General features: G+C 73.9%; 22 protein-coding genes. 7 read left to right on the top strand and 15 right to left on the bottom strand.

What is annotated here, in order from left to right:
• Window positions 1–2: 2 nt before the first annotated feature.
• Together ACFYOP_RS25240 and ACFYOP_RS25235 are read right to left on the bottom strand one after the other, a co-directional pair.
• Complete coding sequence (locus ACFYOP_RS25240; protein ID WP_356893412.1) at window positions 3–314, bottom strand: UBP-type zinc finger domain-containing protein; 312 nt, start codon at window positions 312–314, stop codon at window positions 3–5.
• Window positions 315–454: 140 nt separating this feature from the next.
• Window positions 455–814, bottom strand: coding sequence for a hypothetical protein (locus tag ACFYOP_RS25235; protein ID WP_356893414.1), 360 nt, complete (start codon window positions 812–814; stop codon window positions 455–457).
• 210 nt (window positions 815–1024) lie between these two features.
• On the opposite strand from ACFYOP_RS25235, the gene ACFYOP_RS25230 reads away from it, so the two are divergent.
• Window positions 1025–1534 carry an SRPBCC family protein gene (locus ACFYOP_RS25230; protein ID WP_356893416.1) on the top strand — a complete coding sequence of 170 codons (510 nt, stop codon included), beginning with the start codon at window positions 1025–1027 and terminating at the stop codon, window positions 1532–1534.
• Window positions 1535–1591: 57 nt separating this feature from the next.
• Here the strand turns inward: ACFYOP_RS25230 and ACFYOP_RS25225 are convergent, their stop codons facing one another.
• From ACFYOP_RS25225 to ACFYOP_RS25180, 10 genes are all read right to left on the bottom strand, one after another.
• Window positions 1592–2506 (bottom strand): LysR substrate-binding domain-containing protein, encoded by a 915-nt coding sequence (locus ACFYOP_RS25225; protein ID WP_356893418.1) that lies wholly within the window; start codon window positions 2504–2506, stop codon window positions 1592–1594.
• Window positions 2503–3696 carry a glycine C-acetyltransferase gene (locus ACFYOP_RS25220; protein WP_356893420.1) on the bottom strand — a complete coding sequence of 398 codons (1194 nt, stop codon included), beginning with the start codon at window positions 3694–3696 and terminating at the stop codon, window positions 2503–2505. Before ACFYOP_RS25220 ends, ACFYOP_RS25225 begins: the two co-directional genes overlap by 4 nt.
• 43 nt (window positions 3697–3739) lie before the next feature.
• The gene (gene tdh, locus ACFYOP_RS25215; RefSeq protein ID WP_356893422.1) at window positions 3740–4768 is read right to left on the bottom strand and encodes an L-threonine 3-dehydrogenase; all 1029 of its coding nucleotides are present in this window, start codon (window positions 4766–4768) and stop codon (window positions 3740–3742) included.
• A 145-nt stretch (window positions 4769–4913) separates the two neighbouring features.
• Window positions 4914–5861 carry a DUF6397 family protein gene (locus ACFYOP_RS25210; RefSeq protein WP_356893424.1) on the bottom strand — a complete coding sequence of 316 codons (948 nt, stop codon included), beginning with the start codon at window positions 5859–5861 and terminating at the stop codon, window positions 4914–4916.
• A 108-nt stretch (window positions 5862–5969) separates the two neighbouring features.
• A complete protein-coding gene (locus tag ACFYOP_RS25205; RefSeq protein WP_356893426.1) occupies window positions 5970–6374 on the bottom strand; it encodes a roadblock/LC7 domain-containing protein in 405 nt (134 codons plus the stop codon).
• Window positions 6375–6476: 102 nt separating this feature from the next.
• Window positions 6477–7097, bottom strand: a complete 621-nt coding sequence (locus tag ACFYOP_RS25200; protein ID WP_356893428.1) for an ATP/GTP-binding protein — start codon at window positions 7095–7097, stop codon at window positions 6477–6479.
• Window positions 7098–7194: 97 nt separating this feature from the next.
• The gene (locus tag ACFYOP_RS25195) at window positions 7195–7614 is read right to left on the bottom strand and encodes a DUF742 domain-containing protein (RefSeq protein WP_356893430.1); all 420 of its coding nucleotides are present in this window, start codon (window positions 7612–7614) and stop codon (window positions 7195–7197) included.
• The gene (locus ACFYOP_RS25190) at window positions 7611–8042 is read right to left on the bottom strand and encodes a roadblock/LC7 domain-containing protein (protein ID WP_356893432.1); all 432 of its coding nucleotides are present in this window, start codon (window positions 8040–8042) and stop codon (window positions 7611–7613) included. The genes ACFYOP_RS25195 and ACFYOP_RS25190 overlap by 4 nt, the downstream gene beginning before the upstream one ends.
• Window positions 8039–10624, bottom strand: a complete 2586-nt coding sequence (locus ACFYOP_RS25185) for a nitrate- and nitrite sensing domain-containing protein (protein WP_356893434.1) — start codon at window positions 10622–10624, stop codon at window positions 8039–8041. The genes ACFYOP_RS25190 and ACFYOP_RS25185 overlap by 4 nt, the downstream gene beginning before the upstream one ends.
• Before the next feature lie 117 nt (window positions 10625–10741).
• The gene (locus tag ACFYOP_RS25180; RefSeq protein ID WP_356893436.1) at window positions 10742–11557 is read right to left on the bottom strand and encodes an MHYT domain-containing protein; all 816 of its coding nucleotides are present in this window, start codon (window positions 11555–11557) and stop codon (window positions 10742–10744) included.
• A 195-nt stretch (window positions 11558–11752) separates the two neighbouring features.
• Here ACFYOP_RS25180 and ACFYOP_RS25175 point away from each other — a divergent pair, with 195 nt between their 5' ends.
• On the top strand, window positions 11753–12379 hold the full coding sequence (locus tag ACFYOP_RS25175) for a class I SAM-dependent methyltransferase (protein WP_356893438.1): 627 nt from the start codon (window positions 11753–11755) through the stop codon (window positions 12377–12379).
• Window positions 12380–12407: 28 nt separating this feature from the next.
• On the opposite strand, the gene ACFYOP_RS25170 is transcribed toward ACFYOP_RS25175, so the two are convergent.
• Window positions 12408–13163: an alpha/beta hydrolase gene (locus ACFYOP_RS25170; protein ID WP_356893440.1), complete on the bottom strand. Its 756-nt coding sequence runs from the start codon at window positions 13161–13163 to the stop codon at window positions 12408–12410.
• 113 nt (window positions 13164–13276) lie between these two features.
• Here ACFYOP_RS25170 and ACFYOP_RS25165 point away from each other — a divergent pair, with 113 nt between their 5' ends.
• The 3 genes from ACFYOP_RS25165 to ACFYOP_RS25155 all read left to right on the top strand — a co-directional run bounded on the left by ACFYOP_RS25165 (window position 13277) and on the right by ACFYOP_RS25155 (window position 15417).
• Window positions 13277–13810, top strand: a complete 534-nt coding sequence (locus ACFYOP_RS25165) for a PadR family transcriptional regulator (protein ID WP_356893442.1) — start codon at window positions 13277–13279, stop codon at window positions 13808–13810.
• Between the two features lie 137 nt (window positions 13811–13947).
• Entirely contained in the window at window positions 13948–14238 is a 291-nt protein-coding gene (locus tag ACFYOP_RS25160; RefSeq protein WP_356893444.1) for a hypothetical protein, read from the top strand.
• Between the two features lie 342 nt (window positions 14239–14580).
• Window positions 14581–15417 carry a hypothetical protein gene (locus ACFYOP_RS25155; protein ID WP_356893446.1) on the top strand — a complete coding sequence of 279 codons (837 nt, stop codon included), beginning with the start codon at window positions 14581–14583 and terminating at the stop codon, window positions 15415–15417.
• Window positions 15418–15498: 81 nt separating this feature from the next.
• Here the strand turns inward: ACFYOP_RS25155 and ACFYOP_RS25150 are convergent, their stop codons facing one another.
• On the bottom strand, window positions 15499–15681 hold the full coding sequence (locus ACFYOP_RS25150) for a hypothetical protein (RefSeq protein WP_356893448.1): 183 nt from the start codon (window positions 15679–15681) through the stop codon (window positions 15499–15501).
• A 96-nt stretch (window positions 15682–15777) separates the two neighbouring features.
• On the bottom strand, window positions 15778–16857 hold the full coding sequence (locus ACFYOP_RS25145; RefSeq protein ID WP_356893450.1) for an acyl-CoA desaturase: 1080 nt from the start codon (window positions 16855–16857) through the stop codon (window positions 15778–15780).
• Window positions 16858–17188: 331 nt separating this feature from the next.
• Between ACFYOP_RS25145 and ACFYOP_RS25140 the strand changes: the two genes are divergently transcribed.
• The gene (locus ACFYOP_RS25140; protein ID WP_356893452.1) at window positions 17189–20041 is read left to right on the top strand and encodes a DEAD/DEAH box helicase; all 2853 of its coding nucleotides are present in this window, start codon (window positions 17189–17191) and stop codon (window positions 20039–20041) included.
• The gene (locus ACFYOP_RS25135; RefSeq protein ID WP_356893454.1) at window positions 20038–21327 is read left to right on the top strand and encodes an SWF or SNF family helicase; all 1290 of its coding nucleotides are present in this window, start codon (window positions 20038–20040) and stop codon (window positions 21325–21327) included. Before ACFYOP_RS25140 ends, ACFYOP_RS25135 begins: the two co-directional genes overlap by 4 nt.
• The last annotated feature ends 13 nt before the right edge of the window (window positions 21328–21340 follow it).

Below are 21340 nucleotides of genomic sequence, written 5' to 3'. Positions count from 1 at the left end.
GGTCAGGCGGCGCGGGCCGGCGGGGCTCCTTCGACGTCGAAGGCCACCTGGTCGGCATAGCACCACCACCAGCCCTCGCCCGGCTCGTAGGAACGGATGACGGGGTGACCGGTGGCGGCGTGGTGGGCGGAGGCGTGCCTGTGCTCCGACGAGTCGCAGCAGCCGACATGGCCACAGGTCTGGCACTCCCGCAGATGGACCCAGCCGTCACCCAGGGCGACGCACTCGGGACAGCTGTCGGGACTGTCGGGGCTGACGGCCCTGATCCGGTCGAGGTGCCCGCAGACCGGGGCCGTGTTCTCACTGGTCGTCATATCAGGTACCTCCAGGCCCCCGTGGCGTCCGAAGCCGCGACCACCACGCCCACGCGGACCGGCCCGCCGGCACCGGCGGCCCGTCCGGGCGCGGCCGCCCCACGCCTTCCAGGCTGCCACCCGGGGCCATCGCTGTCACCTCACGCCGACGCGTCCTGTGCCGGCGCGGAAGCCGCGACGGCGCTCTCCGCGACGGCGAAGACGCCCAGCGGAAAGCGGGTGGTCTCGGCGCTCGCGCGGAGGACGCGCCGTGCCGCGCCACTGGCGGTGACCACCGCCAGCGGCACCTGCAGTCCGCTGCACATGCGGTGGACCCGCAGCACCGCGCTGAGCGTCGCGGCGCTCACCACCGGCGCGGCAAGTACGAGCACCACCGGCAGCGGCAGATGGGAACGGACGAGGCGCGCGATGTCCTGCACCGCGTAGGCCCGGCTGCTGATGTCGATGTCGACCCCGACGGTGACGACCAGGACCCCCCGGTCGACTGCATGGACAAGCATCGCGATTCTCCGATCACGCGCCTTATGAGAGGTTTGGCCGTATTGAAACTGCCCGCACGGCAGGTCCGCAAAGCGCCACGACACGGACGGGCGAAGAGGCTCCCTTCCGGGCTGGTCCGGCGGGCCGCACGCCGCGCCCCGTACCCCTCGGTCCGGCCGCCGGGCGGGGCGCGGTAGCGTCGGGCAACACCGGTGATCGGAGTCCTACGGATGGCCCGGATTTTCAGCGTCTCGCACAGCGTCGTGATCGACGCCGCGCCCTCGACGATCTACGCGCAGGTCAGCAACCCCGCGCTGATGGGGCGCTGGAGCCCTGAGAACCGCGGCGCGACCGTGCACGACGGCCGTGAACGGGCCTACGTCGGGATGGTCTTCGACGGCCGCAACACCCGCGGGCCGTTCAGCTGGACCACGCGCTGCACGGTCACGGCGGCGGATCCGGGCGAGCGGTTCGCGTTCCGGGTGCGGGCCATCGGCAGGAAGCGGCCGCTGCTGCCGGGCCGGATCGCCACCTGGGAGTACCGCTTCCAGCCGGCCGCGGGCGGCGGGACACGGGTGACGGAGACCTGGATCGACGACCGCCGGGCGTGGCCCGACTTCGTCGCCGCCGTGTTCGACAAGGCGGCGACCCGGGGCCACACCTTCGCCGAGTTCCAGCGCCGCAACATCCGCAGGACGCTGGAGAACCTGAAGCAGGCGATCGAGTCGGACTCCGCCTGACGTTCTGGCGCTCGCAGGGGGCCCGGCGTGCAGACGGTGGCCGGGCCGCGTGTCCGGTCAGTCGGTCGTGAGGCCCTGGGCCGTGGCGGCCAGGGTGTCGAGGACCGGTCGGATCAGGGGGTGGCTCTCCGCGCCGCGGCGGACCGCGGCGAAGACGCGGCGCGTGGCGGCCGGGCCCGCGACGGGGCGCACCACCGTGTCGCGCAGCTCCATGCCGCGCAGGGCGGAGCGGGGTACGAGCGCGACCCCGGCGCCCGCTCCGGCGAGGGCGACGACGGCGCGGAAGTCGTCGGAGGAGTGCACGAGGCGCGGCTGGAACCCCGCCAGCTCGCAGGCCAGCAGCACCATGTCGTGACAGGGGTTGCCCGGGTAGGGGCCGATCCAGTCGCTGTCGTGGAACTCGGCCAGCTCCACACGTGCCGTCCCGGCGAGCGGGTGGTCGGCGCGCAGGACCGCGTCGAACGGCTCCGCGTACAGCGGCACCCGGGCCAGTCGCCGGTCGTCCGCGCCGGGAGCGCCCCGGTACTCCACCGCGACCGCGATGTCCGCCTCCCCGTCGAGCACCAGCGGCAGGCTCTCGTCGCCCTCCGCGTCCCGCACCCGGACGCGGATGCCGGGGCGTGCCACCGCCAGCCGGATCATGGCCGGGGCGACGACCTCGGCGATCCCGGTGGCGAACGCGGCGACGCTCACCTCTCCGGCCGCGCCGTCCGCGTACGCGGCGAGCTCCGCCTCCGCCCGCTCCAGCTGCGCCAGCACGGCGTGGGTGTGGGTGAGCAGGATCTCGCCGGCCGCCGTCAGCCGCACGCCCTTGCCGCTGCGGATCAGCAGGGCGTGGCCCGTCTCCTGTTCCAGCGCGTTGAGCTGCTGGGAGACGGCCGAGGGGGTCAGATAGAGCGCGGACGCCGCGGCGGTCACCGTACGGTGGTCCGCCACGGCCCGCAGAATACGCAGCCGTCGGGGGTCGATCACCCGGCCATTGTCGCGCGTGCGTCGACGAAGGCCGCCACCGCCCGCTTCACGTCCTGGGTGGAGTGCGCGGCGGAGAGCTGGACCCGGATCCGCGCCTGGCCCATGGGGACGACCGGGTACGAGAAGCCGATCACGTACACGCCGCGCTCCAGCAGCAGTTCGGCCATGCGGCCGGCCTCGGCGGCGTCGCCGATCATGACGGGGGCGATGGCGTGGTCGCCGGGCAGGATCTCGAAGCCGGCCGCGGCCATCTCGGTGCGGAACAGCTTGGTGTTGGCGGTGAGCTTCTCCCGCAGGTCGCCGGCGGACTCCAGCAGGTCGAGGACCTTGAGCGAGGCGGCGGCGATCACCGGGGCGAGGGAGTTGGAGAACAGGTACGGCCGGGAGCGCTGGCGCAGCAGCTCGACGATCTCCGCGCGGGCTGCGACGTAACCGCCGGAGGCGCCGCCGAGGGCCTTGCCGAGGGTGCCGGTGATGATGTCGACGCGGTCCATCACACCGTGCAGTTCGGGGGTGCCGCGGCCGCCGGGGCCGACGAAGCCGACGGCGTGCGAGTCGTCGACCATGACCATGGCGTCGTAGCGGTCGGCGAGGTCGCAGATCTCGGCGAGCGGGGCGAGGTAGCCGTCCATGGAGAAGACGCCGTCGGTGACGATCAGCCGGCGGCGGGCGTCCTGCGTGTCCTTGAGCTGCTGCTCGAGGTCGGCGAGGTCGCGGTTGGCGTAACGGTGGCGGCGGGCCTTGGAAAGGCGGATGCCGTCGATGATGGAGGCGTGGTTGAGGGCGTCGGAGATGACCGCGTCCTCGGGGCCGAGAAGGGTCTCGAACACGCCGCCGTTGGCGTCGAAGCAGGAGGAGTAGAGGATCGTGTCCTCCTGGCCGAGGAAGGCGGCCAGCCGCTGCTCGAGCTCCTTGTGGATCTCCTGGGTGCCGCAGATGAAGCGCACGGACGCCATGCCGTAGCCCCAGCGGTCGAGCGCGTCCTTGGCGGCGGCCACGACCTCCGGGTGGTCGGCGAGACCGAGGTAGTTGTTGGCGCAGAAGTTCAGGACGTCGCCGGGGGCGCCGCCGGCGGTGACGGCGACGGAGGCGCTCTGCGGGGTGCCGATGACCCGCTCGGGCTTGTAGAGACCGGCGTCGCGGATCTCGTCGATCGTGGCGCGCAGGTCGTCGCGGACGGACGCGTACATGAGGCTTCTCCTGGGTGCGTGAGCGCGGGGGGGCGCGGGACGGTCAGACGGTCCAGTCGAGGATGATCTTGCCGCTGCGGGCGGTGGCGGCCTCGTCGAAGGCCGCGTCGAAGTCCTGGAAGCCGTAGCTCCCGGTGATCACGGGGCTGAGGTCGAGGCCGCCTTCGAGCAGGACCGTCATCGCGTACCAGGTCTCGAACATCTCGCGGCCGTAGATGCCCTTGATGGTGATCATCGAGGTGACGATCTTCGACCAGTCGACGGCGAACTCCTGCGCGGGCAGCCCGAGCATCGCGATGCGGCCGCCGTGCGTCATGTTGTCGACCATGTCGCGCACGGCCTCCGGGCGGCCGGACATCTCCAGACCGATGTCGAAGCCCTCCTTGAGACCGAGCTGCCGCTGTGCCGCCGCGATATCGGTCTCCGAGACGTTGACCGCGAGGGTCGCTCCGACCTTGCGGGCGAGCTCGAGCCGGGACTCGCTGACGTCGGTGATGACGACGTTGCGCGCGCCGGCGTGCCGGGCGACGGCCGCGGCCATTATCCCGATGGGGCCGGCGCCGGTGATGAGGACGTCCTCGCCGACGAGGGGGAAGGACAGCGCGGTGTGCACCGCGTTGCCGAACGGGTCGAAGATGGCGGCGACGTCGAGGTCCACCTGGGTGCGGTGCACCCACACGTTGGACGCGGGCAGTGCCACGTACTCGGCGAACGCGCCGTCACGGCCGACGCCGAGGCCGATGGTGCTCCGGCACAGGTGGCGGCGGCCCGCCAGGCAGTTGCGGCACTTGCCGCAGACCAGATGGCCCTCGCCGCTGACGATGTCGCCGACCGCGATGTCGTTCACGTCCGCGCCGACCGCGGCGACCTCGCCCACGAACTCGTGACCGAGCACCCTCGGCGTGGAGACGGCCTGCTGGGCCCAGCCGTCCCACGACCTGATGTGCAGATCGGTGCCGCAGATGCCGGTGCGCAGCACCCTGATGAGCACGTCACCGGAGCCGGTCTCCGGCTCTGGGACGTCCATGAGCCACAGGCCGGGCTCGGCATGCTGCTTGACAAGTGCCTTCATCGATGCGGCTCCAGGCATGGGGGGACGGACGGTCACGGTCACCGGATATCGAAAATACGGCCCCGGTCAGTGGACGGGCTCCAATCTGCCCAGCTCGGAGCGTCACGTCCATCGAGGTTTTCTTAAGCGGGCCCACAGCGCAGCTTCATGCCCGCGCCGGCCGTCTGCGCAGCAGCCGCCCGAGCAGGCTCCGGGCGCTCCTCCGCGAGTGTCCCGGCCCGGCCGGGCGGCCGGGCCCGTGGCTGGGTGGGTGGCCCGGTGGATGGCCGGGTGGGTGGCGCCGGGCGTGGACTGCCACCGAGGCGGGCTCCGGCCGGTGGCCGGGGACGGGGCGTGGGGCGGGGGAGTGTGCGCGCGCCTGCCGCAACGCGCCGGCGAGGCTCGTCCGGTGCCACAGGATCTCGTCGGGGTCGTCGGCCCGCAGCAGCCGTTCCACGATCTCCTGCCCGGCGGGCGACTTGGGCCGGGCCGGCGCGAGTTCGGGACGGAGCACCCGCAGATAGGAGCGTTCGTACGGGTCGGGGACCATCTCGGCGATCGTCACCGGATCGAGCAGGGCCGCGATCACGGCGGCCTGCTGCCACGGGTCGGCGGCGAGGCGCAGCAGTTGGCCGAGCCGCCGGCCCCGCCAGTTCCGCGGCCGCCGGTCCTCCCCCGCCTCCAGTGCCGCGCGGACCTGCGGCGGCGTCGCTCCGGTCAGCAGCGCCGGGTGGTCGCGGGCGAAGTCCCGGACCTCTTCTGCGAGGTAGTGCCACACCACGGCGTGGTAGCGGTTGACGTAGAAACGGACCGGGGTGAGGTGGCCCGTGCGGGCGAGCCGGAGGAACCTGCCCTGGCTGATCGAGGCGAGGGCCGCGCCGTCCGCCGTGCCGACGGTCCGCAGCCGGTCGCGGAGCGTGTCGGGAAACCCCTGCCGTCCCCGGAGCCGCTCGATCTCCCGCCGGTCGAAGCGTGGTGGCCGGCCCCGCCCGCCCGGCAGCGCGGGCACCTGTCCGAGCTGGACCGCGAGGTCGAACTCGCCGCGCCGCAGGCCCAGTTCCTGGGCGGCCCGGCCGGGCGCGAGGCTGGTCGTGACTGTCTGCCGTACCGTCATGTCGGTCTCCCCCGTGAGCGGTGAATACTCTCGGTGACGACCGTAGCCCGGGACGGAGACATCCCGCCGGAGCCTGTGGACAACTCGCCCCTGCCTTGTTCAAACGTGTCAGAAGGGACTGCCGCCCGGCTGCCGCGCCTCGACCGCCAGATGCTCGCCGACCCTGTTGACCATGAGCGTCATCTCGTACGCGACCTGGCCTATGTCGGCCTCGGCGTCGCTGAGCACACACAGGCAGCTGCCCTCGCCCGCGGCCGTCACGAAGAGCAGCGCGTCGTCGAACTCGATCATCGTCTGGCGTGCCCTGCCGGCCCTGAAGTGGCGGCCCGATCCCCGCGCGAGGGAGTGCAGACCGGAGGAGACGGCGGCGAGGTGTTCGGCGTCCTCACGCGCGAGACCCGAACTCGCGCCGGTCACCAGGCCGTCGTTGGACAGCACGAGTGCGTGCCTGATGTGGTCGACCCGTTCCGTCAGGTCGTCCAGCAGCCAGTCGAGTCCCTTGTCCAACGCCATGGTCGATCGTCCTCCCCGCTGTTCCGTTCCCCGTGGCCTCGCGTTCGCCTGGCCAGCCTTTCGCACGCGGCGGCACACGGCAAGGTGCCCCGGTCGGCCCTCTCAGTGCTGCGGCCGCCCGCAGGCGTCGAGCATGCGGGCGGTGTGGACGCGCCCGGCGTACTCGACGAGGCGTACGAGGACCTCCTTGCCGGAGTCGCGTTCCCTGGCGTCGCAGAGGACGACGGGTGTTCCCCCGTCGAGGTCGAGCGCGCGGGCGACGTGGTCGGCGGTGAACGTCCGGGTGCCGGGGAAGACGTTCACGGCGACGACGAACGGGATCCGGCGGTGCTCGAAGTAGTCGACCGCGGGAAAGCAGTCGTACAGCCGCCGGGTGTCGGCGAGCACCACCGCGCCGAGGGCGCCCTGCGCCAGCTCGTCCCACAGAAACCAGAAGCGGTCCTGGCCGGGCGTCCCGAACAGGTACAGCGACAGTCCGGCACGGATGGTGATGCGGCCGAAGTCCATGGCCACGGTCGTCGTGGTCTTGCGGTCGACGCCGTCGGTGTCGTCGACGGTGCGGCCGGCGCTGCTGAGCTGTTCCTCCGTCCGCAGCGGCCGGATCTCGCTGACCGCGCCGACCAGGGTGGTCTTGCCGACGCCGAAGCCGCCGGCGACCAGGATCTTCAGTGCGAGGGCGGTGGTGTCCTCACCGGTGCTGTGGTCGAGGGTCTGGGAGTCCATCGGTCGCTTCTCTCGTGTCGAGGGTCGAGGGTCGAGGGTCGAGGGGTGGCGGGAAGTGAAGGTGGCGGGAGTGGTACGGGCCCCGGTCGACGTGGCGTCACAGCGCTCTCAGTCCCTCGATCACCTCCCGGAGGATGCGCTCGTCCGGGAGCTGCGCCGGCGGCACGGGCCGGCTGACCTTCACGAACCCGGCTTCGAGCAGGTCGCCGAGGAGCACCCGCACGACGCCGACCGGCAGATCGGCGTCGGCGGCGAGCTCCGCCACGGACTGCGTCTCGCAGAGGCACAGCCTCAGCAGCACCCGGTGCTCGGGGCCGAGCGGAGACCCCTCGCCGGGCCGGGGGCCGTCGGGGTCGACGACGACCAGGGCGATGAGGTCGAACCGCACGTTGCTCGGCCCCGGTGTCGTGCGCCCGCCGGTCATCGCGTACGGGCGGACCAGCGGGCCGGCCTCCGCGTCGTACCACTGGCTCCCCGTGGGCCCGGTTCCGCCGGGCCCGGTGTCCGTGCCGCTCATGTCGCGTCGACGCGCGGTGGGGTGCGCAGGTGTTCGCCGACCCGTGTGACGAGGCGGGCCATCTCGTAGGCGACCAGGCCGATATCGGCCGTGGCGGAGGTGAGCACGGCGAGGCAGGACCCGTCACCGGCGGCGGCCACGAACAGGAAGCCGTCGTCCATCTCGACCATCGTCCGGCGCACCCCTCCGGCGCGGAAGTGCCGGCCGGCGCCCTTGGCCAGGCTGTGGAAGCCGGAGGCCACGGCGGCGAGGTGCTCGGCGTCCGCACGGCTCAGCGCGTGGGACGCGCCCACCGGCAGGCCGTCGCTGGACAGCACGATCGCGTGCCGCACCTCCCCGGCGCGCTGTACGAGGTCGTCCAGCAGCCAGTCGAGGTCGCCGAACCGGTGGTGGTACTGGTGCGCCGCGGCCGTGTCGTACTCGGTCATGCGTGGTCTCCTTCGGTGCCTGGGGCCGCCGGACCCGGCACGCCGCCGCCGCCTCTGGTCCAGCCGTTGCGGTACGCGGTCATCCGGTCGCGGACCAGTTCGGGGGTGCGCTCCGCGGGGCCGTCGTCCGCGGGCGCGGCGCTGCGGGGCCCCTCCCGGCGGGGCGCTTCGCGCAGCTGCGGGACGAGGTGGGACTGCCGCACCCGCCGGGGGAGTTCGCCGTCGCCGGCCTCTGCGGCCGACTCCCGCAGCCGCAGCGCCCGCAGGGTGGGAGGCGCCGTCGGCGGGGAACCGATGGCGGGACGGACGGAGCGGGGCAGTGACGCGGCGGTGGGCGTGGGTGCGGGGTGCCGTGGCTCCGGGCTCCGGGACACGTCGTAGGGACGGGGTACGTCGCGGGGCCCGGACATGTCGTGCGGCCAGGTGTCCGGGGCGCGCGCTCCCTCGGCGTGGAGGACGGCTCGCGTGTCCGGGACGTCCTGGGCGTCGTCGGCGGCGACGGGCAGGGCGCTCTGCAGCAGCGCGGTCGGCAGCAGGATCACCGCGGTGCTGCCCCCGTACGGCGAGGCGCGCAGGTGGACCTTGATGCTGTGGCGGGCGGCGAGCCGGCTGACGACGAACAGGCCGAGCCGGTCGCTGTCGAAGAGATCGAGGGCCTCGGACTCCTCCAGTCGGCGGTTGGCCTCCGCCAGGGCGTCCCTGCCCATGCCGAGTCCCCGGTCCTCGACCTCCAGGACGTAGCCGTTCCCGACGGGCTCGCCGTGGACCCGCACCTTGGTGTGCGGGGGCGAGAACTGGGCCGCGTTCTCGATCAGTTCGGCGAGCAGGTGGGTGATGTCGGCGACGGCGGCGCCGGTGACGGCCGTCTCCGGCAGCTGCGGCACCTCGACGCGTGCGTAGTCCTCGATCTCCGAGACCGCGGCCCGGACGACGGCGGTCAGCGGCACGGGCCTGCTCCACGCCCGGCCCGGGGCGGCGCCGGAAAGGATGATCAGGCTCTCCGCGTGGCGGCGCATCCGCGTGGTGAGGTGGTCGAGCCGGAAGAGGTCGCCCAGTTCGCCGGGGTCGTCGGCGCGGCGTTCCATGGCGTCGAGCAGCGTGAGCTGGCGGTGGACGAGGGTCTGGCTGCGGCGGGCGAGGTTGACGAAGACGCCGGAGATGCCGCCGGCGAGTTCGGCGCGCTCGACCGCGGCGCCGAGCGCGGCCCGGTGCACGGTGGCCAGCGCCTCCGAGACCTGGCCGATCTCGTCCTCCGCCGGGATACCGGGCGGGGCCTCCGCGTGGATGTCGATCCGGCGGCCGGTGCGCAGCCGGCGCATGGCGTGGGGCAGTTTGCGCCGGGCGATCTCCAGTGCGCTGTTGCGCAGGGCGACGAGCTCGACGACGAGACCCCGCCCGATGCGTACGGAGATGACGAGCGAGGCCACGACGGCGACGAGGCCGAGGAGGACGGCGCCGCCCGCGCCGGTGAGGACTCCCCCGCCGAGCGGGTCGGAACGGTCGGCGGCGCTGCGGCGCGCCCGGTCGGCGATGTCGCGCATCCCCTCGGCGACCGCCGTGTACGCCTGGTCCCAGGCGCCGGTGGCGACTGCCGTGGCCGCTTTGCGGCCGGGCGGTGCGGTGAGCAGCCGGTCTTCGGCGGCGCGCAGTCGCCGGTACCCGGACCGTGCGGTGAGTTCGCGCCAGGCCGCTCGCTCCGGGCCGCGCAGGTCCGCGGCGGCTCCCTCGGCGAGTGCAGTACGGGTGGCGACGGCACCGGTGAACGTCCGCAGCCGCGTCGCGTCGAAGGTCCCGGCGCTCTGCGCGGCGGTCACCAGGACGTCCTCGCGCGCCAGCATCTCGCCCGCCCTGGCGAACTCCAGCAGCACCCGGGCGTCCGAGCCCGGCCCGTAGTCCTGGACGCCCGCGACGGCGCCGGTCACGTCCAGCCCGGCGGTCACGGCGTCGGTGTAGATGCCGTACGCCGTGTCCCAGTCGGCCTCGCCGTCGAGGACGGCGGCGCGCGCGTCCCGCACCGCCGCGGCCCGCGCGACGAACCGGCCGAGCCGCTGTGCGACGGCGCCGGGCATGTCGCCGCCGTCGGCGACGGTGTGCTCGTCGCCGAGGCGGAGACGGCCGACCGTGTCGTCGGCGCGGCGGGCCGCGAGCCGGAGGACGGACTCCCGCTCGTCGGACGGGTCGGCCAGGTGCCGCAGGGCGGCCCGCCGTTCCGCCTGGAGGGCGGTCACGGCCGTGGCGGCGGGGGCCGCCACCTCCTCCTCGATGCGCTGGGTCTGGCGCAGCCGGGCCATGTCCTGGGCCGTGGTCACGGTGGCGAACCCCCACAGGGCCAGCAGCGACAGAACGGGGACCATGAGCAGCGAGATGACCTTCGCCCGTACGGTCCGCGGACGCCTCGGCAGCCGCCGACGGGAGCCCTGCGACGGAGCCGGCGCGGCGGGCGGTTCCTGTCCGGTGTGCTGTCCGGTGTGCTCGACGGCCGGCCGGCCGGCGTGGGCGCGCCGTCCGCGGACCGCCGGGCCGGCCGGCGGTGGGGGCGATAGCGGCGTCCGGCCGCCCGGGTTCGTGCGGGGTGTGGGCATGAGCTCCTCGTTCCGGAGGCGTCCTGGGCGCGGCAGCGTCGCCCGGACCGGTCCAGGGCCTGTCCGGCGGTGTCCACGCCCGGGTCCGCCCCTGGGCGTGGACGCCGCCGGCGGACGTCAGACGGTGGTGGTGTTCGTGGCGGGCGTGGCCGGGCCCGGGGCCTCGGTATCGGACGCGGGTTCGGACGCGGCCCGGGTGTAGGCGTCGCGTTCGCCGGCCGTCGGGGACAGGGCGACGAAGGCGGCGGTGACGAAGAGGTAAGAGCCGAGGCCGACGGTGAGCGGGAAGATGAACTGCATCGCGGTGGCTCCGGCCAGGTCTCCGGCGCCCGGGGCGACCTCGACGCTGACGGCGAGCATTCCCGTGTAGTGCATGGTGCTGACGGCCGCCCCCATGACGAGCGACGCGACGGCCACCGCGACGGGCGACTCGATGTTGAGGGCCGCCCACAGCGCCGCGGTCGCGGCGACCACCGCGATCACCACGGACAGCGCCACGAGGAGGGGGTCGTAGTGCACGGTGCCGTGCAGCCGCAGTGCGGCCATGCCCAGGTAGTGCATGCTGGCGACGCCGATCCCGGTGGAGAGGCCGCCGATCAGCAGCGGCCCGATCCGGTCGCGGCCGTGGCCGACGCAGAAGACGCCGCCGCCGACGACGAGCACGGCGACGACGAGGCTGACGATGGTCAGCGGCACGTTGTAGCGGATGTCCGTGCCGCGTACGGCGAAGCCGAGCATGGCGACGAAGTGCATCGTCCAGATGCCGGTGCCGATGGCGGAGGCGGCGGTGATCAGCCAGTTGCGCCGGGATCGGCCGGTGGCCGAAAGAGCGCGCACGGTGCAGCGCAGCCCGAGGGCGGCGCCGACGACAGCCATCAGGTACGACAGCGCGGGTGTCAGCAGGCCGAAGGCGGCGTGGTCCAGGTGTCCCATGGGTCAGGGACGGTAACCCTGAAGGGGGAGCGCGTTCGGGGCGCAGTTCGAAAGCTGGCGGAATATGACAGAGAGATGTTTCTGAACGATCGTGCCGTGCTCGAACGTGTGCGCAGTGGACCGCGTACCGGAGGGCGGCGGGCGGGTTACGGCCGGCGGTGACGGCTCCGGCGCCCATGGGGGATCATGGTGGCCATGGCCGACGACCGCAGTGACGACCACACCCGGGTGCAGGAGTTCTTCGGGGCCCGGGCCGCGGACTGGGACAGCCGCTTCCCCGACGACGGCCCCGCCTATGCCGCCGCCGTCGGCGAGATGGGGCTGCGCGCCGGTCAACGCGTACTCGACGCGGGCTGCGGCACGGGCCGCGCCCTCGAACCGCTGAGGTCGGCCGTGGGTCCGTCCGGCACGGTCCTCGGCTGCGACCTCACACCCGGGATGCTGTCCGCGGCCCGGCGCGCCGGACGCGACCGCTACGGACGCCTACTGCTCGCGGACGTGGCCCGGCTGCCGCTGCGCACCGGTGCGCTGGACGCTGTCTTCGGCGCCGGCCTGATCTCCCACCTGTCACAGCCGGCGGAGAACCTGCGTGAGCTGGCCCGCGTGGTGCGGCCGGGCGGCCTGCTGGCGCTGTTCCACCCGATCGGCCGGGCCGCGCTCGCCGCACGCCAGGGCCGGCAGATCACCCCGGACGACCTCCGCGCCGAGCCCACCCTGAGCCCTCTCCTCGCCCGCTCGGGCTGGCGGCTCACCTCCTGCACCGACGAGGACGACCGCTTCCTCGCCCTGGCGGTACGCGAGTCTCGAGCCACGGACGACTGACCGGCGCGGGACGGCCGGGCGCGCGTGCTCAGCGCGACGCGAGAGCCGCCGCGAAGGCGTCGGGGTTGTCGAACATGACGTTGTGGCCCGCGCCCGGGACGGTCACCACCCGCACGCCATGGGCCACCAGCTCGTCGTGGCCGGGCAGTGCACCGCTGCGCTCCCCCTGGAGGTAGGTACGGTCGACCGCGGCCGCCATGAGCATCCGGCGCATGGTGGGCCGCGTGCCCCGGACCAGACCCGTGGCGCTGCGGTGCAGGGCGAGGGGGTCGGCGAGCCGCATGGTGGCCGCCCAGAGCGGACCGACCCGTTCCAGCACCCGGTCGAAACCGCCGCCGTATACGAACTCCTCCTCGGTGCACGACGCGATGCCGCTGCTGCCCGCGGTGCTCGGTGGATCGGGGTCCAGGTTGGCCTCGGTGAGCGTGAGCGCGGCGACCAGGTCCGGCCTGCGATGCGCGAGGACGACGGCCACCGCGCCGCCCATGCTGTGGCCGACGATCTCCGCGGGGCCCGTGTCCGCCGTGTCGAGGACGGCCGCCAGTGCCGCCGCGTGGTCCTCGAGGGTGTACCCGAACCCGGCGGGCCGGTCGCTGATCCCGTGGCCCGGCAGATCGACGAAGAGCGAACGGCGGCCCGCCAGCGCCGGCCGTGCGGCGATGTGCGCGTGGTACGGGGCGGACGCGGCGCCCAGTCCGTGCACGTACACCCGCGGAACCCCGCCGCCGGCGGCCTCCGTCCACCGGATCATGCCGCCCTGTCCGCCGAAGCCGGTCTGTCGCACTGCCACTCCCCTGTCCGCCACCTGTGGTTCCGAGATCCGGGACTATACCTCGGTACCGATGTACAGCGTGACAGAAATACACCCGCGGTGATCCGGTGCGGCAGAATGCGGGCATGCTCGAGCTAGCCATCCTCGGATTCCTGTACGAGACACCGCTGCACGGCTACGAGCTGCGGAAACGCATCGCCGCACTGACCGGTCATGTGCGGCCCGTGGCGGAGAGCACGCTCTACCCGGCGATCAAGCGGCTGGAGAAGGCAGGGCTGCTGGCCCGGGAGACCCGGGCCGGCGCCGTCGCCGCGCCCCGCCACGTCCTGACGCCGACCGAGAGCGGGCGGCGGGAACTGCTGCGCAGGCTCGCAGAGCCCGCCGAGGCCGAGATCACGGACGAGAACCGTTGGTTCACCGTGCTCGCGTTCCTGCGGCATCTGGCGGACGGCGCGGCGCAGGCACGTGTGCTGCGCCGCCGGCTGGCCTTCCTGGAGGAGCCGGCGAGCTTCTTCTACGACGGTGGACGGCCCTTGCGGGCGGAGGAGCTCGACGACCCGTTCCGGCGCGGCATCCTCACCGTCGCGCGGGCCACGACCGCGGCCGAGCTCGCATGGCTCCGGGAGACCCTCGACACGCTGGAGCCGCGGGACCGATAGCTACCGATGGCCGAGGAAGGCTTCGAGGCCCTCTCGTCAGCGTTCGGGCGCGGTGCGAAAATAGGAGGCTTCACAGGTCGGCGGCGGTTGCCGCCATGGAGAAGGTGGTCCCCGTGCTCGCTCGGCTCCGTAGCTACATGGCCTCTCGCCCCGCCCGGGCGAAGGCGGAGGCGCCCTCCCGGCAGCACAACATGTTCGAGGCGGCCGCGGCGTATGTGACGGCGTGCGTGGCGGACGACGACGAGCGGATGAGCGAGGCGGCGGGGTGGGTCGACCCGGACGCGCTCGTCTTCGGTCTCAACGAACTCGCCTGCCGTGCCGTGACGGCGCTCGCCCGCGAGCGGAACGTGCCGGTGGAGGCCGTGGCACGGGAGCTGCTCGGGCTGCCGCGGGCGGAGCGTGCCGAGCGGGCACTGGAAGCGAATTAGGGCCTGTCGTTCGGATCCTGCCGGGCTCACGTGCCCTGGCACCGCGCCTCGCCGCGCCGTCGTCAGTCGCCGACTCCCCCGTAGCCCTTCGGGCACGGGAGGAGCCCCCACCACGTGGGCCCTCCCCCTGCCTTCGGCGGGGGGACCCCCGTCCCCGCCTTGCGACACGTCCCCTCGGCCCCAGCTGGCCTGGGGAGATCCCACGCCCCGGCCCCGGCTGGCCTGGGGAGACCCCGCGCACCGGACCCGCTCACTGATCCGGCCTGATCCAACGAAAGACTCCGGCCGCCGCCCGCTCTCGACGTGCGGGTTACCCACTGGTTAAGGTGCGCCGACGAAACGATGGGCAGGGAGGTGGCCGTGGCCGGCGCGGAAGACACCGTCGACGACGACTCGCTGTATGTGCTGACCGCGGTGCTGCTCACACCCGCGCAGTTCCCGAGCGTGCTCGGCGACGACTACCCGGCCGCCTGCGAGGCGCTGGGCCTCGAGCCGTACACCGAGGGGTACGGGCTGGTCCTCGGGCAGAGCTCCGACGGGGCCCGCTGGACGGTCGTGGTCGACGACGTGTCGCTCGTCGCCGTCGCCATCGCCTCGTGGGACTGCGGGATGGACTACGACCTCTCCCCCGACGAGCACAGCATGGTGGCGGCGCTGCCGGGCTGGCCGCTGGCCGTCGCGGTCGCCGCGCCGGGGGTGCCGGCGCCGCACGACCCGGTCCCCGAGGAGGGCGACCGGGCGCCGCTCGCCCCGCCCGACCCGGACACCTGGGGCCCTGCCCAGCGCCGGCTCGGCGCGGACGAGGTGGCGCTGCAGTGGGGGCAGTGGCGGGCCCGGATCGACGATGCGGAGGCCGGGACCGCCGCCGGCACGACAGGGGCGGGAGCGGGGGCGGCGGAGCCCGCGCCGCCGCGTGAGGCCGTCCGCCGCGTTCTCGAGGAGGCCAGGTCGTACGTGGAGTCCGCCCCGCCGCCGGGACGGGTGCGCTCGTCCTTCGCGCCGGGCGGAGCCAGGACGCTGCGCGCGGACGGGCCCGGGTGGTCGCTGGTGGCCAGGACCGACGACATCGCCTTCCTGCTGCTGGACGAGGAGCCGGGCGAGGTCGTTCCGGTGGGGCGCGGACCGCAGCTGCCGGGGCTGCTGGAGGCGCTGGAGAAGGTGGCCGTCCACCCCTCGTAGCCCACGTGCGCCGGCGAACGCGAAGGCACCCGGGCCCTGGGGCCCGGGTGCCTTCGGTTCAGCGGGTCGCCGGCGCGGCGGTCAGCGGCCGATCTCCTTGTGGGACACACGCCGCAACCTGCGGCGCTGGCTCGGGTCGAGCATCAGGTACGCCACCGCCGGCACACCGAGCACCACCAGCAGCGACAGCCAGAATCCGAGCAGCGGCATCAGGAGCAGGCCGACGGCCACTCCCCCGATCACGATCTTCGTACGTGTCGTCATTTCCGACGCCTCCTCCGCGGCCGAGGCCGCTCCTGCTGTGAAGAACGTGCGCACTCGCCCCAGAGTTCCACTATGCGGCAGTTCCGCGGTGCGGCACTATGCGGCGGCGGTACGCAGCGGCGCGCCGACCTCGTGCAGGTGGGCGAGTGCCTGGCGGTACGACTCCACGAGTCCGGTCTCCGTGAAGGGGATGCCCAGCGACCGGCAGTGCGCACGCACCAGCGGCTGGGCGAGCTTCAGGTGCGGGCGGGGCATGCTCGGGAAGAGGTGGTGCTCGATCTGGTAGTTCAGACCGCCCAGGAACCAGTCGGTGACGTGGCCGCCGCGGATGTTCCGGGAGGTGAGGACCTGGCGGCGCAGATGGCCCCAGGACTTGCCGGTCTCCTCGTCGGGCATCTCCATCCCCTTGTGGTTCGGGGCGAAGGCCATGCCGAGGTGGAGGCCGAGGACCATCTGGTGCACGAGCGCGAAGAGCACGGCCTGCCCGACGGGCATGACGGTCAGCAGCAGCGTCCCGTAGGCGGCGACGTGCGCGACCAGCAGCGCGGCCTCGACGACGCGCTCCCGGCGGGACTGGCGGCCGCCCGCGTTCTTGGAGAAGACGGCCCGGAAGCCGTAGACCTTGAGCGCGATGCCCTCGAGCGTGGTGAGCGGGAAGAACAGCCACGCCTGGTGACGGGTGAGCCAGGCGCTCAGTCCGGCGCGGCCGGCGGTGTGCTTCTCGTTGAAGACCAGGACGTCGGCCGCGACGTCGGGGTCCTTGTCGAGGTGGTTCGGGTTGGCGTGGTGCCGGTTGTGCTTGTCGTTCCACCACTCCTGACTCATCCCGAGCAACAGGTTCGCGTGGATCAGCTGGACGAACCGGTTGGTGCGGCGCTCCGCGGCGATCTGCGCGTGTCCGGCGTCGTGGCCGAAGAAGGCGGCGCGGGTCGAGAAGAGGGCCAGCAGCGGTGCGAGAAGCAGGGCCCACCAGGAGCCGCCGGTCAGCGCCACGCCGGTGACGACGGCGGCGAGCGCCGCGAGGTTCACGATGATGCCGCGCGCGTACCAACCGGTGCGGCGCTCCAGCAGCCCTTGTTCCTTGACGGTCCGCAGCAGCGGTCCGAATTCGCTGCCGGCGGACCGGGCGGGAGCAGGGGCGGGGGGCGGTACGAGGAGGGCGGTGCCCTGGGGCATGGTGGGTCTCCGGTCTGTGGATGACGGGTGCGCCGGATACGCGCGAGCGCGAAAAGCGGGGGGTGCGCCGGATGCGCGTACTGTCCGACTGCTCCGGCCTGACAAACGTATGGACCGGGGGCCCTTCTGGGCGATGGCGCCACCACCCGGGTCCTGCGGGGGCAATCCCGCTGCCGGGGTGGCGCTGACTCCACCCTTGACGGTACGGCAGACGGGGCACGGCCGTGGAGTGAGCCATGTCACCGGTTCCGGACGACCTGAAGAGGACGGGGTGCTGTACCCTCGGCGCTTCGACCTTCGCACTAGTCAAATTTGAGGACACATCATCGCTGTGCATGTCGACCTGCCCGCGCTCTCCGCACTCATCCCCTGCTCGGCCGTGTTCCTCCCCGGCGACCCCGCCCGCACCGGCCGTGTCGCGTTCTGGCGCCCGGACGGCGGCGCGCTGCCCGTCGACGACGACACGCCGGCGTCGCTGACCGTCGTCACCGACGGCGTCCGCACCGCCGAAGTACCCGCGCTGCTCCTGCCCGTACGGGACGCGCTGCCGGTGCTGACCCGGGCCCGCGCCGCCGCCGGTGCGTCCGGTTCGGCGGCCTTCTGGGGCGCGGCGGCCGTGCTGGCGCTCCGACTGGCCGCACGCGGACTGCTGCTGCCCGGCCTGAGCCCCACCGACCGGGACGCCTGGCGGGCGGGCCCCCTGGCGGCCGAGGACCTGGAGCGGCTGCGGACGCTGGCGGCCTCCATGCCGCCCGCCGCGCACTCCGTGCCGCTGGACGCGTCGGCGGGGACGCTGCTGCTGCCCGAACCGGAGGGCCTGCTGCGCCGGTTCCTCGACGCGGTCGCGGACGGCCTGCCCCGCTCGCCCGCCGCGCCGCTGGCCGCCGGGGGCCCGGCGTTCGCCGCCCCGGAGCCGCAGCACCTGCCCGGTCTGCGGTCCTGGGCCGCGGACATCGCCGCCGGATACGACGCGGGCGTACGCCTCTCGCTGCGGATCGAACCGACGGGCCCGGACGCCGAAGCGGCGGACGAGGCGCCCACGTTCCGCGCGGTCCTCCAGATCCACAGCGTCAACGACCCCGCGCTCGTGGCCGACGCCGCCGACGTGTGGGCCAACGCCACCGCCGCGGCGGCCGGGTTCGGGCCCCGGGCCCGGCTGGACGCGCTCCTGGCACTGCGCCGCGCGGCCCACGCCTGGCCGGCGCTGGCGCCCCTCCTCCACGCCGCCGTGCCCGACGCCGTCGAACTCGCCGACGAGGAGATCACGGAGCTGCTGGGCGAGGCGTCACGCGCGCTGGCGGCCACCGGCGTCCAGGTGCACTGGCCGCGGCACTTCGCCCGCGAGCTGACCGCACGGGCGGTGATCGGCCCGCCCGGCGACGACGGGGCCGGGGACGGCCGGGACGAGCGTTCCTCCGGCCTTCCGTCCTTCCTGTCCGCGGCCGCCCTGCTCTCCTTCGACTGGCGTTTCGCACTGGGCGGCCACCAGCTCACCCGCGCCGAACTGGACCGGCTCGCCGAGGCGGGCCGGCCGGTGGTGCGGCTGCGCGACGAGTGGGTGCTGATCGACCCGGCCGAGGCGCGGCGCGCCCGGGAGAGCCAGGACCGCAAGCTCTCCCCCGTGGACGCGCTCGGCGCCGTACTGACCGGGTCCGCGGAGGTGGACGGGCGGACGGTCGAAGTGGCGGCGTCCGGTGCGCTGGAGCGGCTGCGCGAGCGGCTGGTGGAGCCGGAGGGCGGGCCGCAGGAGGTCGCCCAGCCGGCGGCGCTCGCGGCCACCCTGCGCGACTACCAGCTGCGGGGCCTGAACTGGCTGCACCGGATGACGTCCCTGGGCCTCGGCGGCTGCCTCGCCGACGACATGGGACTCGGCAAGACCATCACGCTCATCGCGCTCCATCTGCACCGGCAGACCGACGCCTCCGCCGCCGGCCCCACCCTCGTCGTCTGCCCGACGTCCCTGATGGGCAACTGGCAGCGCGAGGTGGAGAGGTTCGCGCCCGGCACCCCCGTACGGCGCTTCCACGGCGCCGCCCGTTCCCTGGAGAACCTCGCGGACGGCGAGTTCGTCCTGACGACGTACGGCACGATGCGGCTGGACGCGGAGCGGCTCGCCGGGGCCGCGTGGGGCCTGGTCGTCGCCGACGAGGCGCAGCACGTCAAGAACCCGTACTCGGCGACCGCCCGGCAGCTGCGCACGATCGGCGCGAAGGCACGGGTCGCCCTCACCGGCACACCGGTGGAGAACAACCTGTCCGAGCTGTGGGCGATCCTCGACTGGACCACCCCCGGACTGCTCGGGCGGCTCGGCACGTTCCGCAGCCGTTTCGCGCAGGCGGTCGAGGGCGGCGCGGACCCGGCGGCCGCCCGCCGGCTGGCCGCGCTGGTCCGGCCGTTCCTGCTGCGCAGGCGCAAGTCCGATCCGGGCATCGCGCCCGAGCTGCCGCCCAAGACCGAGACCGATCGGGCCGTGTCGCTGACACCGGAGCAGACCGGGCTGTACGAGGCGGTGGTGCGCGAGACCCTGGCCGCGATCTCCGAGGCGGACGGCATGGAACGGCGCGGTCTGGTGGTGAAGCTGATGACCTCGCTCAAGCAGATCTGCAACCACCCGGCGCAGTACCTGAAGGAGGAACGGCCCAGGATCGCGGAACGCTCCGGAAAGCTGGAGCTGCTCGACGAGTTGCTGGACACGATCCTGGCGGAGGACGCGAGCGTGCTCGTCTTCACCCAGTACGTGCGGATGGCGCGGCTGCTCGAGGAGCATCTCGCCGAACGCGGCGTGCCGACGCAGTTCCTGCACGGCGGCACCCCGGTGCCCGAGCGGGAGGCGATGGTGGCCCGCTTCCAGGATGGTGCGGTCCCGGTGTTCCTGCTGTCGTTGAAGGCGGCGGGCACCGGCCTGAACCTCACCAGGGCCGAGCATGTGGTGCATTACGACCGCTGGTGGAATCCGGCCGTCGAGGCGCAGGCCACCGACCGCGCCCACCGGATCGGGCAGGACCGTCCGGTGCAGGTGCACCGGCTGATCGCGGAGGGCACGATCGAGGACCGGATCGCCCGGATGCTGGAACGGAAGAAGGACCTGGCGGACTCGGTCCTCGGCTCCGGCGAGGCCGCCCTCACCGAACTGACCGACGACGAACTGGCCGAGCTGGTGGCACTGCGGGGAGCTGGACGATGAACGCATCCGACGGACCGGACCGCCTCGAGCGGACCTTCGACGCGCTGCCGGCCGCCCAGGGCCGGGGTCTCGCGCAGACGTGGTGGGGCCTGGCCTGGATCAAGGCCCTGCAGGACACGGCGCTCGACGGGCAGCAGTTGAAGAAGGGCCGCCGGCACGCCCGGCAGGGCGCGGTCGGGGCGGTCACCGTCCGGCCCGGACGGATCACCGCGGTGGTACGGGACCGCGACGGCACGGCGTACCGCAGTGACGTGCTGCTCCAGGAGCTCGGCGAGCAGGAGTGGGAACGGTTCCTGGACATGGCCACGGACCGGGCGGGGCACATCGCGGCGCTGCTCGACCGGGACATGCCGCCGCATCTGGTGGAGGACGCCGCCGCGGCCGGTGTGGACCTCCTCCCGGGGATCGGAGACCTGGAGCCCGAGTGCACGTGCGAGGCGTGGGACCACTGTCCGCACACGGTGGCGCTCTGCTACCAGGTGGCCCGTCTGCTCGACCAGGACCCGTTCGTACTGCTGCTGATGCGCGGACGCGGGGAGCGCCGGCTGCTGGACGAGCTGCAGTCGCGGAGCGCGGCGCGGGCGACGGAGCCGGCGGCCGAGGAGGAGCCGACCGCGGGCGGGGTGCCTGCGGACGAGGCGTTCGGGGCGGGGAGCATACTGCCGCCGCTGCCCGCTCCGCCCCCGCTGCCCGACGAGCCCGGACCCGCACCGGCCCTCGACACGCCGGCGCCTCCGGGGGACGGACTCGACACCGAGGCGCTGGAGTTCCTCGTCGCCGACGCGGCGGCGCGGGCCCGGCTCATGCTGGCGCAGGCGCTCGCGCCCGGCCATGACGAGCAGCCGGTGGAGCCGGCGCTGACCCGGGACCAGGACGCGGTGCGGATGACCGCGTCGGTGCCCGGTCCGGTGATCGCCGGCCGGCTCGCCGCCGGGACGGGTCGCACCCGCGCCGAGGCCGGACTGGCCGTACGCGCCTGGGAGTTGGGCCAGACCGCCGGACTGGCGGCGCTGGAGGAGGACTTCACTCCCGACCCGGCACGGCGGGCGCGGGCGGCGCACGCGCTCGCGGCCGCCTGGGCGGAGGTCGCGGAGGCGGACCGGCCGCGGCTGCGTCCCGCGGGGCCGGCCCGCTGGACGGTGGTCGGGGCCGGGACGCAACTGCGCCTGGGGCCGGACGGGCAGTGGTGGCCGTTCCGCAGGGAACGGGGCGGGTGGACGCCGGCCGGCCCCGCCTCCGCCGATCCCGCCGAGGCGCTGGCGGGTGCGCTGACACAGAGCGCGTGACGACCCGCGCATC

The organism is Streptomyces sp. NPDC006294 (assembly GCF_042870895.1).
In the GTDB taxonomy this organism is placed as follows: domain Bacteria; phylum Actinomycetota; class Actinomycetes; order Streptomycetales; family Streptomycetaceae; genus Streptomyces.
Note: the sequence above shows the minus strand (reverse complement) of the source record. Positions and strands in the feature narration are given on the sequence as shown.